The organism is Pseudomonas sp. Pseusp21, assembly GCF_059492145.1.
In genome coordinates this window covers 4,655,302-4,672,062 of sequence record NZ_CP168520.1, presented here as the reverse complement: position 1 = coordinate 4,672,062, position 16,761 = coordinate 4,655,302, and the positions used below count along the sequence as shown (strand labels likewise).

The 16,761-nt window shown below is 59.2% G+C and carries 12 protein-coding genes; 10 read left to right on the top strand and 2 right to left on the bottom strand.

Features of this window, described 5'->3' with window-relative positions; translation table 11 throughout:
* The first annotated feature begins 444 nt into the window (after positions 1-444).
* The 10 genes from ACEN93_RS21065 (at position 445) to ACEN93_RS21020 (ending at position 14,534) form a co-directional block, all read left to right on the top strand.
* A complete protein-coding gene (locus ACEN93_RS21065; RefSeq protein ID WP_490843167.1) occupies positions 445-2,046 on the top strand; it encodes an ABC transporter substrate-binding protein in 1,602 nt (533 codons plus the stop codon).
* A 260-nt stretch (positions 2,047-2,306) separates the two neighbouring features.
* Positions 2,307-3,932 carry an ABC transporter substrate-binding protein gene (locus ACEN93_RS21060; protein ID WP_129972358.1) on the top strand — a complete coding sequence of 542 codons (1,626 nt, stop codon included), beginning with the start codon at positions 2,307-2,309 and terminating at the stop codon, positions 3,930-3,932.
* 299 nt (positions 3,933-4,231) lie between these two features.
* The gene (locus tag ACEN93_RS21055; RefSeq protein WP_074691859.1) at positions 4,232-5,830 is read left to right on the top strand and encodes an ABC transporter substrate-binding protein; all 1,599 of its coding nucleotides are present in this window, start codon (positions 4,232-4,234) and stop codon (positions 5,828-5,830) included.
* A gap of 177 nt (positions 5,831-6,007) precedes the next feature.
* Positions 6,008-7,444, top strand: a complete 1,437-nt coding sequence (locus ACEN93_RS21050) for an OprD family porin (RefSeq protein WP_039769228.1) — start codon at positions 6,008-6,010, stop codon at positions 7,442-7,444.
* Between the two features lie 77 nt (positions 7,445-7,521).
* Positions 7,522-9,117, top strand: a complete 1,596-nt coding sequence (locus ACEN93_RS21045) for an ABC transporter substrate-binding protein (protein ID WP_163974029.1) — start codon at positions 7,522-7,524, stop codon at positions 9,115-9,117.
* A 74-nt stretch (positions 9,118-9,191) separates the two neighbouring features.
* A complete protein-coding gene (locus ACEN93_RS21040; protein ID WP_007953665.1) occupies positions 9,192-10,202 on the top strand; it encodes an ABC transporter permease subunit in 1,011 nt (336 codons plus the stop codon).
* An 11-nt stretch (positions 10,203-10,213) separates the two neighbouring features.
* Positions 10,214-11,140 (top strand): ABC transporter permease subunit, encoded by a 927-nt coding sequence (locus ACEN93_RS21035; protein ID WP_039769224.1) that lies wholly within the window; start codon positions 10,214-10,216, stop codon positions 11,138-11,140.
* A gap of 10 nt (positions 11,141-11,150) precedes the next feature.
* Entirely contained in the window at positions 11,151-12,119 is a 969-nt protein-coding gene (locus ACEN93_RS21030; protein WP_064382563.1) for an ABC transporter ATP-binding protein, read from the top strand.
* Positions 12,119-13,099, top strand: coding sequence for a peptide ABC transporter ATP-binding protein (locus ACEN93_RS21025; RefSeq protein WP_007953682.1), 981 nt, complete (start codon positions 12,119-12,121; stop codon positions 13,097-13,099). Before ACEN93_RS21030 ends, ACEN93_RS21025 begins: the two co-directional genes overlap by 1 nt.
* A 301-nt stretch (positions 13,100-13,400) precedes the next feature.
* Complete coding sequence (locus tag ACEN93_RS21020; protein WP_495610465.1) at positions 13,401-14,534, top strand: ATP synthase beta subunit C-terminal domain-containing protein; 1,134 nt, start codon at positions 13,401-13,403, stop codon at positions 14,532-14,534.
* Between the two features lie 96 nt (positions 14,535-14,630).
* On the opposite strand, the gene ACEN93_RS21015 is transcribed toward ACEN93_RS21020, so the two are convergent.
* On the bottom strand, positions 14,631-14,891 hold the full coding sequence (locus ACEN93_RS21015) for a hypothetical protein (protein WP_103385642.1): 261 nt from the start codon (positions 14,889-14,891) through the stop codon (positions 14,631-14,633).
* Between the two features lie 267 nt (positions 14,892-15,158).
* Entirely contained in the window at positions 15,159-16,742 is a 1,584-nt protein-coding gene (locus ACEN93_RS21010) for a peptide chain release factor 3 (protein WP_011332431.1), read from the bottom strand.
* Between the last annotated feature and the right edge of the window lie 19 nt (positions 16,743-16,761).

Genomic DNA, 16,761 nt, shown 5'->3' with positions numbered 1-16,761 from the left:
TTCCGCTTCCCACCACTCAACACGATGAGCGTTAGCTCGAGTAAAGCTCTTGATCTTTTGGCGACGTCGGAAGGCTGAGTGGAGGGATTTATCCGGGGGTGGGAGCGCAGCGACCGTTTGGCGAAGCCAAACACATCGAGAGGAGGTGCAGCGAAGCAAACCGTAGGCGATGCCCCCGGATGAATCCCGTAACGAAGGAACCCCGAGCCCCAGCGAGGGGCCGAACGCAGGAGCAAGCGTTTTTGGTTACTTTTTAGGCGTTTGTAAAAAGTGACCCGCCGTAAGGGCGGAACCATAAGCCGCAGCACCCGAAAAAACGGATATGCCCAAAAACCCGCCAGATATACCGAGATAGACGCATCCCCTCAAAAAACGATATTTCCGAACACCCCCAAATCCCCGCTAACCTCAAACAACAACCACCTAAAAACCCACGGGCCAGACATGCATAGATCCACCCTAAAACCACTCCTGATCACCCTGGCCCTGACCGCCATAACCCCACTCGCAAACGCAGCAACAACCCTGGTCTACTGCTCCGAAGCCAGCCCCGCAGGCTTCGACCCCAGCCAATACACCAGCGGCACCGACTTCGACGCCTCCGCCGAAACCGTCTTCAACCGCCTTACCCAATTCAAACGCGGCGGCACCGAAGTCGAACCCGGTCTGGCGACCAAATGGGACGTAAGCCCGGACGGCCTCCAGTACACCTTCCACCTGCGCCAAAACGTAAAATTCCACACCACCGACTACTTCACCCCAACCCGAACCTTCAACGCCGACGACGTCCTCTTCACCTTCCAGCGCCTGCTCGACCCGGACAACGCCTTTCGCAAGGCCTACCCCGCCGAGTCCCCGTACTTCACCGACATGGGCCTGAACACCACGATCAAATCCGTGGAAAAACTCGACGACAACACCGTGCGCTTCAACCTGAACAACGTCGACGCCGCGTTCGTGCAAAACCTCGCCATGAGCTTCGCCTCGGTGCAATCGGCCGAATACGCCGCCCAATTGCTAAAGGAAGGCCACGCCGCTGACCTCAACCAGAAACCGGTCGGCACCGGCCCGTTCGTGTTCAAGCGCTACCAGAAGGACGCGCAGATCCGCTACGCCGCGAACAAGGACTACTGGAAACCCGAGGACGTGAAGCTCGACAACCTGGTGTTCTCGATCACCCCGGACGCCGCCGTCCGCCTGCAAAAGCTCAAGACCGGCGAATGCCAGGTCAGCGGTTACCCGCGCCCCGCCGACATCGAAGTGATGGAAAAAGACCCGAACCTGCGGGTGTTGAAGCAGCCCGGTTTCAACCTCGGCTTCCTCGCCTACAACACCACCCATCCGCCGCTGGATCAGCTCAAAGTGCGCCAGGCGCTGGACATGGCCATCGACAAACCGGCAATCATCAAAGCGGTTTATCAGAGTGCCGGACAGCTGGCGCAAAACGCCTTGCCGCCAGCGCAATGGTCGTTCGATCCGAACATAAAAGACGCGCCGCACGACCCTGTGAAAGCCAAAGCGCTACTCAAGGAAGCCGGGGTTGCACCGGGTACAACCATCAACCTCTGGGCCATGACCGTGCAGCGCGCCTCGAACCCGAATGCGCGGATGTCGGCACAGATGATCCAGCAGGATTGGGAGAAGATCGGTATCAAGGCCAACATCGTCAGCTATGAATGGGGCGAGTACATCAAGCGCGCCAAGAATGGCGAACACGACGCGATGATCTACGGCTGGACCGGTGACAACGGCGACCCCGACAACTGGCTGGGCGTGCTTTACAGCTGCGCGGCGGTGAACGGCAGCAACTACGCCAAATGGTGCGATCCGGCCTACGACAAGCTGGTGCAGCAGGCCAAGGTGTCCACCGATAAATCGCAACGGGTAAAACTGTATCAACAGGCGCAACTGATCCTTAAACAGCAGGTGCCGATCACGCCGATCGCCAACTCCACGGTGTTCCAGCCGCTGCGCAAGGAAGTCAGCGACTTCAAGATCAGCCCGTTCGGTCTAACCCCCTTCTATGGCGTGGGTATAAATAAGTAACACCCGGCCCCAATCCGGCGCGTACGGCATGACCAATGCACCGTTTTGGGGCTCCATTTGCACCGTAAAAACCGGTCGCAAACGGTCAAATGCGTCAGAAGTTATACGGATGCGACATTAAGGTACGTTCGTGCCACGCTTTGAGGCCGCCGAGCGCTCTGGATCTTGCATTGGGTATGGGCCCTGCATAAGTATCCGCAGGCACGACTCACGAGGTCGTACCTCACTACTAAAAAATGACAACAAATCATGAGGCCAACATGCTTAAACACGCGGTCATTCCGTTTTTAGTCGGCGCAGGCTTGTTAGCCTCCGCACCTTTCGCCACCGCTGCGACTAACCTGGTGTTCTGCTCCGAAGGCAGCCCGGCCGGTTTCGATCCAGGCCAATACACCACCGGAACCGACTTCGACGCCTCAGCCGAAACCATGTTCAACCGTCTGACCCAGTTCGAGCGTGGCGGTACCGCCGTGATTCCTGGTCTGGCGACCAAGTGGGACATTTCGGATGACGGCCTGACTTACACCTTCCACCTGCGCGAAGGCGTCAAGTTCCACACCACCCCGTATTTCAAGCCGACTCGTGAGTTCAACGCCGACGACGTGCTGTTCACCTTCAATCGCATGATTAACAAGGATGACCCGTTCCGTAAGGCGTACCCGACCGAATTCCCGTACTTCACCGACATGGGGATGGACACCAACATCACCAAGATCGATAAAGTCGACGACCACACCGTCAAGTTCACCCTGAAAGAAGTCGACGCTGCGTTCATCCAGAACATGGCCATGAGCTTCGCGTCGATCCAGTCCGCCGAGTACGCAGCCCAGCTGCTGAAAGAAGGCAAGGCTGCCGACATCAACCAGAAGCCGATCGGCACTGGTCCGTTCGTGTTCAAGAGCTACCAGAAAGACTCCAACATTCGTTACACCGGCAACAAGGACTACTGGAAGCCTGAAGATGTGAAGATCGACAACCTGATCTTCGCCATCACCACCGACCCGTCGGTACGTATCCAGAAGCTGAAGAAGAACGAGTGTCAGGTCACCCTGTTCCCGCGTCCGGCCGACCTCGCGGCACTGAAAGCCGATCCTGCGCTGAAGATGCCTGACCAGGCTGGCTTCAACCTGGGCTACATCGCCTACAACGTGATGGACAAGGTCAAGGGCAGCAACGAGCCTAATCCGCTGGCCGACCTGCGCGTTCGCCAGGCGCTGGACATGTCGGTCAACAAGCCACAGATCATCGACTCGGTATACCAGGGCGCGGGCCAACTGGCCGTCAACGCCATGCCGCCGACCCAGTGGTCCTACGACACCACCATCAAGGACGCCAAGTACGATCCTGAGAAAGCCAAACAGCTGCTCAAGGAAGCCGGCGTCAAGGAAGGTACCGAGATCGTTCTGTGGGCGATGCCGGTTCAGCGTCCGTACAACCCGAACGCCAAACTGATGGCCGAAATGCTCCAGTCCGACTGGAAGAAAATCGGTCTGAACGTGAAGATTCAGAGCTACGAGTGGGGCGAGTACATCAAGCGCTCCAAGGGTGGCGAGAACCAGGGCATGCTGATTGGCTGGAGCGGTGACAATGGTGATCCGGACAACTGGCTCAACGTGCTGTTTGGTTGCGACTCCCTGAGCGGCAACAACTTCTCCAAATGGTGCGACAAGAAATTCGACGGCCTCGTGAAAGAAGCCAAGCGCACCACTGACCAGGCCAAGCGCACCGAACTCTACAAAGAGGCGCAGCACGTCCTCAAAGATGCAGTCCCTATGACACCTATCGCTCACTCGACGGTGTATCAACCCATGCGCGCCAACGTGCAGGACTTCAAGATCAGCCCGTTCGGCTTGAACTCCTTCTACGGCGTCAGCGTCAGCAAATAAAAGAGGCAGCGGCGACGTTTTCAGCGTCGCCGCTGTTTTTTTGCCGAGAAGTTAGGAATTTGCCTACAACTTTTTCCACCCCGTCTTACCGGGATGGTTTAGGACGTGTCGCCTTTTCCTACGAGTCTTTAGGACTCAGCGCATTTACTGCCAGACCCACGGCCCCTACCGTCGGGTTCTGACCAGTGACTGCGTGGGCTTTCGGTTTTGCTGTTCGTTTCGGTTGGAGCTCAATGCAGCCACAACGTCCCTGGACGGGATCGCGGCGCATTGAAAAACACTAAAAAAGAGGGAGCGTCATGCGCCATACCTTGGTTTTTTCCGCATTGCTGGGCGCCGGCCTGTTGGCCGCCACGTCCGCCAGTTTCGCCGCCAGCGACAGTCTGGTGTTCTGCTCCGAAGGCAGCCCGGCCGGTTTCGATACCGCGCAGTACACGACGGCGACCGATAACGACGCCGCCGAACCGCTGTACAACCGCCTGGCCGAGTTCGAAAAAGGTGCGACCGGTGTAGTACCGGGCCTCGCAACCAGCTGGGATATTTCCGAGGACGGCCTCAAGTACACCTTTCACCTGCGTGAAGGGGTGAAATTTCATACAACGCCGTACTTTAAACCTACACGCGATTTCAACGCCGACGACGTGCTGTTCACGTTTAACCGCATGCTCGATCCGCAACAGCCTTTCCGTAAGGCTTATCCGACCGAGTTCCCGTATTTCAACGGGATGAGCCTCAACAAGAACATCGCCAAGGTCGAGAAGACCGGGCCGCTGACCGTGCAGTTCACGCTCAACAGCGTCGACGCCGCGTTCATCCAGAACATCGCCATGAGCTTCGCCGCCATTCTGTCCGCCGAGTACGCCGACAAGCTGCTGGCCGAAGGCAAGCCGAGCGACATCAACCAGAAGCCGATCGGCACTGGCCCGTTTGTGTTCAAGAGCTACCAGAAAGACTCGAACATTCGCTACACCGGCAACCCGCACTACTGGGATCCGAGCCGGGTGAAGCTGAAGAACCTGATTTTCGCGATCAATACCGACGCCTCGGTACGTGTGCAAAAGCTCAAGGCCGGCGAATGCCAGGTCACCCTGCACCCGCGTCCGGCCGATGTGCCGGCACTGAAGAACGACCCGAAACTGCAATTGATCGAGAAACCAGGCTTCAACCTCGGCTACATCGCCTACAACGTGCGCCACAAGCCGTTCGACCAGCTCGAAGTGCGTCAGGCGCTGGACATGGCGGTGAATAAACAGGGAATTCTCAACGCTGTTTATCAAGGCGCCGGCCAACTGGCCGTCAACGCCATGCCGCCGACCCAATGGTCCTACGACGACACCATCAAGGACGCCGCCTATAACCCGGAGAAAGCCAAAGAGCTGCTCAAGGCTGCCGGCGTCAAGGAAGGCACCGAGATCACCCTGTGGGCGATGCCGGTACAACGTCCGTACAACCCGAACGCCAAACTGATGGCCGAAATGCTCCAGGCCGACTGGGCCAAGATCGGTCTGAAAGTGAAGATCGTCAGCTACGAATGGGGCGAGTACATCAAACGCACCAAGAATGGCGAGCACGACGTCAGCCTGATCGGCTGGACCGGTGACAACGGGGATCCGGACAACTGGCTCGGCACGCTATACAGCTGCGACGCCATCGGCGGCAACAACTACTCCATGTGGTGCGATCCGGCTTACGACAAGCTGATCAAGCAGGCCAAGGTCGTCACCGACCGCGACCAGCGCACCGTGCTCTACAAACAGGCCCAGCAACTGCTCAAGCAGCAAGTGCCGATCACGCCTGTCGCCCACTCGACGGTCAACCAGCCGCTGAGCGCCAAAGTCGAAGGGTTCAAGGTGAGCCCGTTCGGTCGCAACGTGTTTTCGGGTGTCAGCATCGATTAAACAAAAAACCGATTAGCCGCAATGCTGAGGGGGCCGTCTACCCCCTCACGCAAGCGCTTTGCCGAAATTCGCCAATCAGGCATTTTGCAAACGTTTGCGATGTGTGAATGAGTTCTAAACCAATAACCGGCCAACCCAAAAAAGCCGGCATAAAAAGAAAGTAAAGGAGCTTCACCCATGAAACTGAGCAATACCGCGATACTGGCCCTGGCCATCAGCAGCATCACCGCCACGGCTTACGCGGAAACCCAAAGCCAGGCGTTCACCCCGGTGACCGTCAACACCAAGAGCGCCCAGGCAGAAGCCACCGGTTTCGTCGAAGGTCAGTCGATCACCGGCACTACCCGCAACTGGTACGCCAACGAACAACTGAAGCGTGGCGGCAAGTTTGCCTATAAGAAAGATGGTGCAATCGCCGAGACCGACCGTCGTATCAACTGGGTGCAAGGCACCATCGTCAAGTACAACTCGGGCTTCACCGAAGGCACTGTAGGGATCAGCACCGAAGTTGCGGCGTACAACGCCATCGCGCTGGAGCGTGATCGTGAGAATCTGGCCTCCGGCAACGGTGGTGCACCGAAGACCGGCTCCTTCTCCGGTAACAACCGTACCCTGACTCACAAGAACAACGGTGAAGCGGTCGATCAGTGGAGCAAAATCGGGCTGGCCAACATCAAGGCCCGTATTTCCAACACCACGCTGACCGCAGGTCGCATGAACTTCAGCAGCCCGCAAGTCGACGTGATCGGCAACCGTGCACTGCCTTCGAGCTTCGAAGGTATTTCCCTGCACAGTGAAGAGCTGAACAACCTGTCCTTCGACCTGGCCACGTTCGACCGCGTGTCGCCACGTTCGGAACAGAGCCTGCAGAAATTCCGCGCCGAATACGCCAACGGCCGTGTCGAATCCGATCACGTGCACACTGCCGGTATCAGCTACCAGCCACTTGAAAGCCTGAAAACCAGTGTTTGGGGCACTCAGGTCGAAGACCTGTGGAACCAGTACTACTTCGGCGCCACCCATGAACTGGGTGACAGCAATGTCCTCGCCCTGACTACCGGTCTTAACTACTACAAGACCGTTGATGAAGGCAAAAAACTGCTGGGCGATATCGACAACGACACCTACTCTCTGTCGTTCGGCCTGACCCACCAGGCCCACAGCCTGACGTTCTCGTACCAGCAAGTGAACGGTAACGAGTACTTCGACTACCTGCATGAAACCAACGGCATCTACCTGGCCAACTCCCTGCTGTCGGACTTCAACGGCCCGAACGAGAAATCCTTCCAGGTTTCCTACGGCATCAACATGGCCGAATACGGCGTGCCAGGCCTGAAGTTCAACATCTATCAGGCACGCGGCTGGGGCATCGACGGTACCCACTACAACGGCAACAAAGGCGTTGCCGGCAAGGGTTACGACGGTATCCAGGAACAAGATGGCGAGCACCATTATGAATACGGTATCGGTGCCACCTACGCAGTACAGAGCGGCCCTCTTAAAGCGACCACCATTCGCGGCACCTACACCGCGCACCGTGCGAGCGAATTCCAGTCGGACGGCAGCATCAACGAGTTCCGTCTCGTGACCACCATCCCGTTCAACATCCTGTAAAACCGCACGCCGACGGCTGACTCAGTGACGAGTCGGCCGTTCGGCTTTTGTCTTCAACCGATTGCAGAGGGTTCTTGATGAAAATGCTTCCCCTACGTGCGGCCATCGCGGCTGCGTTGCTGAGTGTCGCTGTCGGCGTCTCGGCCAAACCCTTGGTGGTCTGCACCGAAGCCAGTCCGGAAGGCTTCGATATAGTCCAGTACACGACTGCAGTCACAGCCGACGCGGTGGCCGAAACCATCTTAAACCGTCTGGCGGACTTCAAGCCCGGCACCACCGAAGTGATTCCGGCGCTGGCCGAATCCTGGGACATCAGCGACGACGGCCTGACCTACACGTTCCACCTGCGCAAAGGCGTCAAGTTTCACACCACCGAATATTTCAAGCCGACCCGCGACATGAACGCCGACGACGTGGTCTGGAGTTTCCAGCGTCAGCTGGACCCGAATCACCCGTGGCACAAGCTGTCGAGCGTGGGCTTCCCGTACTTTGAAAGCATGGGCTTCAAGGAACTGCTCAAAAGCGTCGAGAAAGTCGACGACAACACCGTCAAGTTCACCCTGACCCGTCGCGAAGCGCCGTTCCTGGCCGACATCGCCATGGCGTTCTCCTCGATCTATTCGGCCGAGTACGCCGACCAGTTGCTCAAGGCCAACAAGACCGGCGACCTGAACAACAAACCGGTCGGCACCGGGCCGTTCATCTTCCAGCGCTACAACAAGGACGCCCAGGTTCGCTTCAAGGCCAACCCGGACTATTTCCGTGGCAAGCCGCCGGCTGACGCGCTGATCCTGGCGATCGCCACCGACAACAACGTGCGCTTGCAGAAACTCAAGGCCAACGAGTGCCAGATCGCGCTGTACCCGAAACCGGATGACATCCCGAGCATCAAGAAAGACAGCAACCTGAAAGTCGACGAACTGGATGCGATGACCGTCTCGTACGTCGCCATGAACACCCAGCACAAGTACATCAGCGACGTGCGGGTGCGTAAGGCGATCGACATCGCCTTCGACAAGGAAGCCTACGTCAACGCCCTGTTCGGCAAAGGCAACGCGACGGTTGCGGTCAACCCGTACCCGCCAACCCTGCTGGGCTACAACCACGAACTGAAGAACCCGCCACGTGACCTCGATGCTGCCCGCAAGCTGCTCAAGGAAGCCGGCGTACCGGAAGGCACCGTGTTTACCCTGTTTACCCGTAACGGCGGCGGCCCGACCAACCCGAACCCGATGCTCGGCGCGCAGATGATGCAGGCTGACCTGGCGAAAGTCGGGATCAAGATCGACATCCGCGTGATGGAATGGGGCGAGATGCTCAAACGCGCCAAGGCCGGCGAGCACGACATGGTCTCGGCCGGATGGGCGGGCGACAACGGCGACCCGGATAACTTCCTGACGCCTATGCTCAGTTGCGAAGCCGCCAAGAACGGCGAAAACTACGCGCGCTGGTGCAACGAGAAATTCCAGGCCCTGCTCGACGAAGCACGGGCTAAAGTAGATCCGGCCGAACGCGCCAGGCTGTATGAACAGGCTCAAGTGCTGTTCAATCAGGATCAGCCGTGGATCAGCATGGCCCACACCCGCATGTTCACCGCAATGCGCAACAACGTAGAGGGTTATCACATCAGCCCTCTGACAACCAATAACTTCGCCACCACCCAGGTGAAGTAGATAAGAAAACTCCCGGTTTCCCTGACCCCAGGGAAACCGGGCACGCCTAACCGGCTGATGAGGTACCACACACGATGTTTAGTTTTATTGCCCGCCGACTGGGGTTGTTGATCCCCACGTTTTTCGGCATCACCTTGCTGACTTTCGCGTTGATTCGCATGATTCCCGGCGACCCCGTGGAAGTGATGATGGGCGAACGTCGGGTCGACCCCGAAATGCACGCTCAGGCAATGGAACGCCTCGGTCTGAACAAACCGCTGTACGCCCAGTACCTGGACTACATCGGCAAACTGGCCCACGGCGATCTCGGCGAATCCCTGCGCACCCGTGAGAGCGTATGGACCGAGTTCACCTCCCTCTTCCCGGCGACCCTGGAACTGTCCATGGCCGCCCTGCTGTTCGCCGGCATCCTGGGCCTCTTGGCCGGGGTGATCGCGGCCCTCAAGCGAGGATCCCTGTTCGACCACGGGGTGATGGGCATCTCCCTCGCGGGTTACTCGATGCCGATCTTCTGGTGGGGCCTGATCCTCATCATGTTCTTCTCGGTGAGCCTGGGCTGGACCCCGGTGTCCGGGCGGATCGACCTGCTTTACGACATCGAGCCGCGCACCGGCTTCATGCTGATCGACACTCTGCTGGCCGATGACATGGGCGCGTTCCTCGATGCCCTGCACCACCTGATCCTGCCGGCCATCGTTTTGGGCACCATTCCGCTGGCGGTGATCGCGCGGATGACCCGTTCGTCGATGCTCGAAGTGCTGCGTGAGGACTACATCCGTACCGCCAAGGCCAAAGGCCTGTCGCCGTCGCGCGTGGTGTTCGTGCACGGCCTGCGCAACGCCCTGATTCCGGTACTGACCGTAGTCGGCCTGCAAGTCGGCACCCTGCTGGCCGGCGCGGTCCTGACCGAAACCATCTTCTCCTGGCCCGGCATCGGTAAATGGCTGATCGAAGCCATCGGCGCCCGGGACTACCCGGTTGTACAAAACGGCATCCTGTTAATCGCCTGCCTGGTGATTCTGGTCAACTTCGTGGTGGATATCCTCTACGGCTTTGCCAACCCACGCATCCGTCATCAGCGCTGAGGTCAATACCCATGAGCACTCCAACTTCCTCAGTAGTCACCGCCGCCACCGCCGTGGATCAAAGTCTGCTGTATCCGTCACCGTACAAAGAGTTCTGGCAGGCCTTTGCCAAGAACAAGGGCGCCGTCGCCGGCCTGCTGTTCATGCTGCTGGTGATTTTCTGCGCGATCTTCGCGCCGTGGGTCGCCCCGCATAACCCGAGCGAGCAATACCGCGACTTCCTGCTGACGCCGCCGGCGTGGCTCGAAGGCGGGCAGATGCAATTCCTGCTCGGCACCGATGAACTGGGTCGCGACCTGCTGTCGCGTCTGATCCAGGGTTCGCGCCTGTCGCTGCTGATCGGTCTGTCGTCGGTGGTGATGTCGCTGATCCCGGGGATCCTGCTGGGTCTGTTCGCCGGTTTCTTCCCGAAAGTGGTCGGCCCGACCATCATGCGTCTGATGGACATCATGCTGGCCCTGCCGTCGCTGCTGCTGGCCGTGGCGATCGTCGCCATCCTCGGCCCTGGCCTGATCAACACCGTGATCGCGATTGCCGTGGTGTCCTTGCCGTCCTACGTGCGTCTGACCCGTGCCGCCGTGATGGGTGAGCTGAACCGCGACTACGTGACCGCCGCGCGCCTGGCCGGTGCCGGTCTGCCACGCCTGATGTTCATCACCGTGCTGCCGAACTGCATGGCACCGCTGATCGTTCAGGCAACCCTGAGCTTCTCCTCGGCGATCCTCGATGCCGCCGCCCTGGGCTTCCTCGGCCTCGGCGTCCAGCCGCCAACCCCCGAGTGGGGCACCATGCTGGCTTCGGCCCGCGACTACATCGAACGCGCCTGGTGGGTGGTGAGTCTGCCTGGTTTGACCATTTTGCTCAGCGTGCTGGCAATCAACTTGATGGGCGACGGCCTGCGCGATGCGCTGGACCCGAAACTCAAGAACGCCGCCTGAGGAGATTCCCATGTCACTGTTAGAAATCAAGAATCTCAACGTTCGCTTCGGCGACAAGAACGCCACCCCGGTCGTCGACGGCCTCGACCTGAAAGTCGACAAGGGCGAAGTCCTGGCGATCGTGGGCGAGTCGGGTTCCGGCAAGTCCGTGACCATGATGGCGCTGATGGGCCTGATCGAGCACCCGGGGATCGTCACCGCCGACGCCCTGAGCTTCGACGGCAAGAACATGCTCAAGCTGAACAACCGCCAGCGTCGGCAGATCGTCGGCAAAGACCTGGCGATGGTGTTCCAGGACCCGATGACCGCGCTGAACCCGAGCTACACCGTCGGTTTCCAGATCGAAGAAGTGCTGCGCCTGCACCTGAAAATGTCCGGCAAGCAAGCGCGCAAGCGTGCGATCGAACTGCTGGAAAAAGTCGAGATCCCGGGCGCCGCCAGCCGTATGGATGCCTACCCGCATCAACTGTCCGGCGGCATGAGCCAGCGTGTGGCAATTGCCATGGCGATTGCCGGCGAGCCGAAACTGCTGATCGCCGACGAACCGACCACTGCACTCGACGTGACCATTCAGGCGCAAATCATGGATCTGCTGCTGGCGTTGCAGAAAGAGCAGAACATGGGCCTGGTGCTGATCACCCACGACCTCGCCGTCGTGGCTGAAACCGCCCAGCGCGTGTGCGTGATGTACGCCGGTCAAGCCGTTGAAGTCGGTCAGGTGCCGCAACTGTTCGACATCCCGGCCCACCCGTACAGCGAAGCGCTGCTCAAGGCGATTCCGGAACACAGCCAGGGTGCCGAGCGTCTGGCCACGCTGCCGGGCATCGTTCCCGGCCGTTACGACCGCCCGCAAGGCTGCCTGCTGTCGCCGCGCTGCCCGTACGTGCAGGACAGCTGCCGCGCGCAGCGTCCGACCCTTGACCCGAAAAGCCACAGCCTCGCCCGCTGCTTCTATCCGTTGAACCAGGAGGTGGCGTAATGGCCGTCGTACTTACCGCCCGCGACCTGACCCGTCACTACGAAGTCTCCCGTGGCCTGTTCAAGGGCCACGCCACCGTGCGCGCCCTCAACGGCGTGTCGTTCGAGCTGGAAGCCGGCAAGACCCTCGCCGTCGTCGGTGAATCGGGCTGCGGCAAATCCACCCTCGCCCGTGCCCTGACCCTGATCGAAGAGCCGTCGTCCGGCTCCCTGAAAATCGCCGGGCAAGAAGTGGCCGGCGCCGACAAGGCTCAGCGCAAACAACTGCGCAAAGACGTGCAGATGGTGTTCCAGAGCCCGTACGCGTCGTTGAACCCACGGCAGAAAATCGGTGATCAGCTGGCCGAGCCGCTGCTGATCAACACCAACCTGTCGGCCGCCGAACGTCGCGAGAAAGTCCAGGCGATGATGAAGCAGGTCGGCTTGCGTCCCGAGCACTACCAGCGTTATCCGCACATGTTCTCCGGCGGTCAGCGTCAGCGTATCGCGCTGGCCCGCGCCATGATGCTGCAACCGAAAGTGCTGGTGGCGGACGAACCGACCTCGGCGCTGGACGTGTCGATCCAGGCGCAGGTGCTGAACCTGTTCATGGACATGCAGCAGGAGTTCAACACCGGTTACGTGTTCATCTCGCACAACCTGGCGGTGGTGCAGCACGTGGCCGACGACGTGATGGTGATGTACCTCGGTCGCCCGGTGGAAATCGGTCCGAAGCACGACATCTATGCCCGCCCTCTGCACCCGTACACCCAGGCGCTGTTGTCGGCGACCCCGACCATCCACCCGGATCCGGACAAGCCGAAAATCAAGATCGTCGGCGAGTTGCCCAACCCGCTGAACCCGCCGCCTGGCTGCGCGTTCCACAAGCGCTGCCCATACGCCACCGCGCGTTGCAGCAGCGAAGAGCCGGCCCTGCGCCAGCTCGACACCCGTCAGGTTGCCTGCCATTACGCCGAGCAGTTCCTCGACGGCGCGGCCTGAAAAAACCCGCCCCGTTTCCCGGGGCGGGTTGTTGATGAGTTGACCAAACCCCTTCTGCCCCGATTGCGCATCAGTCGAGAAAGAAGGGGTTTTCTTTTGTCCGGCGTTTACATCCGGCTGACCCGGCGTCGTTGGATATTCGGTGGGGTGACCAAAAAATCCCGGGCTATCGCGCAACGGTCTAAACAACTGTCAGTTATGACAGGTGCTCGATAGAGCGAGGCAGGCTTATGGTTTCACGTACTCAATACGCGTGACGCTGCACTCAATCCCTCTATTGTTGGATCTGGAGTATCAGGAAATGAACGATGAACACATCGCTACACCGCACCCTCGTGCGCTGCTGGATCGGGTGGTTGACTTTAATCTCCAACCGCGGGACGGCAAGGGGGAGCTCACTGCCAGGGCTAGCAAAGACTACCCCATAGACATCACGTCAGAGCCAACGGATTCCCACACGCTGAAAACCGGGATCAAGACGATCGATCTGCTGCGCCCCGTTCTGAAGGGCAGCAAAATCGGTGTGTTCGGGGGAGCAGGGGTTGGCAAGACGGTATTGATACAGGAACTGATAAATAACATCGCAAAATCTCAGCAATCGTTTTTTGTTGTTTCTATAGAAATCGGGCTTGGGTCGAGCTACCCGAACTCCATAAGTAAGGACGCAAGTGATGACAAACGATTGAGATTGATCGGCTCGGAACATGACTCACAGGACGACTATCTAAGGGCGGTAAAAGTCGGATTGGCCGTGGCCGAGCATTTCCGTGACGAAGGTCGTAACGTTCTGGTGACAATCGATTCCTCCCCCCGATTCACCCAGGCCGGTAGCGAAGTCTCCGCACTGCTCGGTCGAATACCTTCGGAAGTCGCTTACCAGCCGACCCTCGCGACAGAGATAGGCGCCCCGCGAGAGCCGAGGGGATCGATAACTTCTGTACAAGCCATCTACACACCTGCGGAGGACCTGACCGACCCGGCGCCGTCGACCACTTTCGCCGACCTGGACGCCTCCTTCGTTCTGTCTACAAAACTGGCCGCCGACAATATCTATCCAGCGGTAGATCCACTGAGCTCGACTTCGCGCCTGCTGAACCCGGACGTGGTCAGTGAAGAACACTACAAAACAGCTAATAGCGTTCTGAACTTGCTGGAGAAATACGAACCACTGAAAGACATCATTGCAACACTGGGTATGGACGAACTGTCGGACGAGGACAAGCTGACGGTTAGCCGTGCTCGTAAGATCCAGTACTTCTTGTCGCAGCCTCGCTCCAAGGCTGGAACTCCGGGTGGATACTTTTTCCTGGAAGACACCATTGCTGTTTGCAAAGGGATTGTCAGCGGTATCTACGACCACATGAAAGATGAGTGGTACAGCACTTACGAAGTCCCAATCCTCAATTTCGGAAAGGCTCCAATCCAGCCACGCTAAGCACGCAGAGAAAACAAAAAGGCGAAGCTCCACGCTTCGCCTTTTCCCAACCCGTCCATCTGAAAGCCAAATGCGTGGAAATGTGCCCTCCGCACACTAAGTTTGGCTGTCGCCCTCATCCGGATCATCGGTGTCCGGCTCATCGGTGGTCGAGTCGTCATCGTCGGCGCTGCCACCCTGGCCCTTATCGCCCGGCTCGGACTCGGACTTGGCCAGCATCAGCGTGCTGTGCCCCACCTGCCCGCTGGACGCCTGGGTATCGTGATCCTCGCACTCGGCCCAGGCCGTCGCGGTGCCGAGGGACAGCATCACCATCACTTTCAACAGCAGCAAAATCCGTAGCAACCTGCTTTTCATAGCCGAGTCCATCCTGTTCCAGGTGAGAAATTCATGCTGACCTGACGCTGATTGAAATCTAGTTCCGATCCGCCGGGTTCACCAGATAGGACGCTAACCAATGCCCGGAAATGCCATGCGTGGACAGACCGCTTTCGAATAACGCTCATAACCGGATCGGCTAAGCGAGATCGCTTCTCCCGATCGCTTGCTGAGCAACCTATCTACAGCCAATAAAAAGCCCCCGAGGCTTTTGCATCGGGGGCTTTGGATGGAGCAGTTCAGCGCTTAGTGATGCTCGCGCGTCGCACGGAATTTCACGTCCGGCCAGCGCTCTTCCATCAGGGCCAGGTTGACCCGGGTCGGCGCGAGGTAGGTCAGGTGACCGCCGCCGTCCAGTGCCAGGTTTTCCACGGCCTTGTTGGAGAATTCCTCGAGCTTCTTCTTGTCGCTGCATTCGATCCAGCGCGCGGAGTACACGGTGATCGGCTCGTAGGAGCACTCGACCTTGTATTCCTCTTTCAGGCGGCTGGCGACCACATCGAACTGCAGCACACCGACGGCGCCGAGGATGATGTCGTTGCTGCGCTCCGGGAAGAACACCTGGGTCGCGCCTTCTTCGGCGAGCTGTTGCAGGCCCTGACGCAGTTGCTTGGATTTCAGCGGGTCGCGCAGGCGTACGCGGCGGAACAGTTCCGGGGCGAAGTGCGGGATACCGGTGAAGCCCAGGGTTTCGCCTTCGCTGAAGGTGTCGCCGATCTGGATCGTGCCGTGGTTGTGCAGACCGATGATGTCGCCGGCGTACGCTTCTTCCAGCTGTTCACGCTCGGAGGAGAAGAACGTCAGGGCGTCGCCGATGCGCACGTCCTTGCCGGTACGCACATGACGCATCTTCATGCCTTTCTCGTACTTGCCGGAGCAGATACGCATGAAGGCGATACGGTCGCGATGTTTCGGGTCCATGTTCGCCTGGATCTTGAAGATGAAGCCCGAGAACTTCTCTTCCACCGGCTCCACGGTGCGCTCGTTGGCTACGCGTGGCAGCGGGCGCGGGGCCCAGTCGACCACGGCGTCGAGTACGTGGTCGACACCGAAGTTGCCCAGTGCAGTACCGAAGAACACCGGGGTCAGTTGACCGTCGAGGAACTCCTGCTGGTTGAACTCGTGGCAGGCGCCCTGCACCAGTTCCAGCTGTTCGAGGAAACGCTCGTACTCATCGCCCAGGTGTGCGCGGGCTTCGTCGGAGTCGAGCTTCTCGATGATCTTGGTTTCGGTGCGTTCGTGACCGTGACCGGCGGTGTAGACAATGATGTAGTCGTCCGCCAGGTGGTACACGCCCTTGAAGTCGCGGTAGCAACCGATCGGCCAGGTGATCGGCGCAGCCTTGATCTTCAGGACGGCTTCGATCTCGTCGAGCAGTTCGATCGGGTCGCGGATGTCACGGTCGAGTTTGTTGATGAAGCTGACGATAGGCGTGTCACGCAGACGGCAGACGTCCATCAGCGCGATGGTCCGTGGCTCTACACCTTTACCGCCGTCGAGAACCATCAGGGCCGAGTCCACCGCAGTCAGGGTGCGGTAGGTGTCTTCGGAGAAGTCTTCGTGGCCCGGGGTGTCGAGCAGGTTGATCATGTGTTCGCGATACGGGAACTGCATGACCGACGTGGTGATCGAGATGCCCCGCTGCTTTTCCATCTCCATCCAGTCGGATGTCGCGTGGCGGTCGGATTTACGGGATTTTACCGTACCGGCCACGGCAATCGCCTTGCCCATCAGCAAGAGCTTTTCGGTGATGGTGGTTTTACCGGCATCGGGGTGGGAAATAATGGCGAAAGTGCGGCGTTTCGCGACTTCGGCGGCCTGTCTGGTCATGGGAAATCGCCTGGCGGTG

Bases quoted from the DNA above. Each gene is read 5' to 3' on its own strand.
- ACEN93_RS21015 (WP_103385642.1), bottom strand. From the start codon at position 14,891: ATGAAAAGCAGGTTGCTACGGATTTTGCTGCTGTTGAAAGTGATGGTG.
- ACEN93_RS21040 (WP_007953665.1), top strand. From the start codon at position 9,192: ATGTTTAGTTTTATTGCCCGCCGACTGGGGTTGTTGATCCCCACGTTT.
- ACEN93_RS21025 (WP_007953682.1), top strand. From the start codon at position 12,119: ATGGCCGTCGTACTTACCGCCCGCGACCTGACCCGTCACTACGAAGTC.
- ACEN93_RS21050 (WP_039769228.1), top strand. From the start codon at position 6,008: ATGAAACTGAGCAATACCGCGATACTGGCCCTGGCCATCAGCAGCATC.
- ACEN93_RS21035 (WP_039769224.1), top strand. From the start codon at position 10,214: ATGAGCACTCCAACTTCCTCAGTAGTCACCGCCGCCACCGCCGTGGAT.
- ACEN93_RS21055 (WP_074691859.1), top strand. From the start codon at position 4,232: ATGCGCCATACCTTGGTTTTTTCCGCATTGCTGGGCGCCGGCCTGTTG.
- ACEN93_RS21060 (WP_129972358.1), top strand. From the start codon at position 2,307: ATGCTTAAACACGCGGTCATTCCGTTTTTAGTCGGCGCAGGCTTGTTA.
- ACEN93_RS21065 (WP_490843167.1), top strand. From the start codon at position 445: ATGCATAGATCCACCCTAAAACCACTCCTGATCACCCTGGCCCTGACC.
- ACEN93_RS21020 (WP_495610465.1), top strand. From the start codon at position 13,401: ATGAACGATGAACACATCGCTACACCGCACCCTCGTGCGCTGCTGGAT.
- ACEN93_RS21045 (WP_163974029.1), top strand. From the start codon at position 7,522: ATGAAAATGCTTCCCCTACGTGCGGCCATCGCGGCTGCGTTGCTGAGT.
- ACEN93_RS21030 (WP_064382563.1), top strand. From the start codon at position 11,151: ATGTCACTGTTAGAAATCAAGAATCTCAACGTTCGCTTCGGCGACAAG.
- ACEN93_RS21010 (WP_011332431.1), bottom strand. From the start codon at position 16,742: ATGACCAGACAGGCCGCCGAAGTCGCGAAACGCCGCACTTTCGCCATT.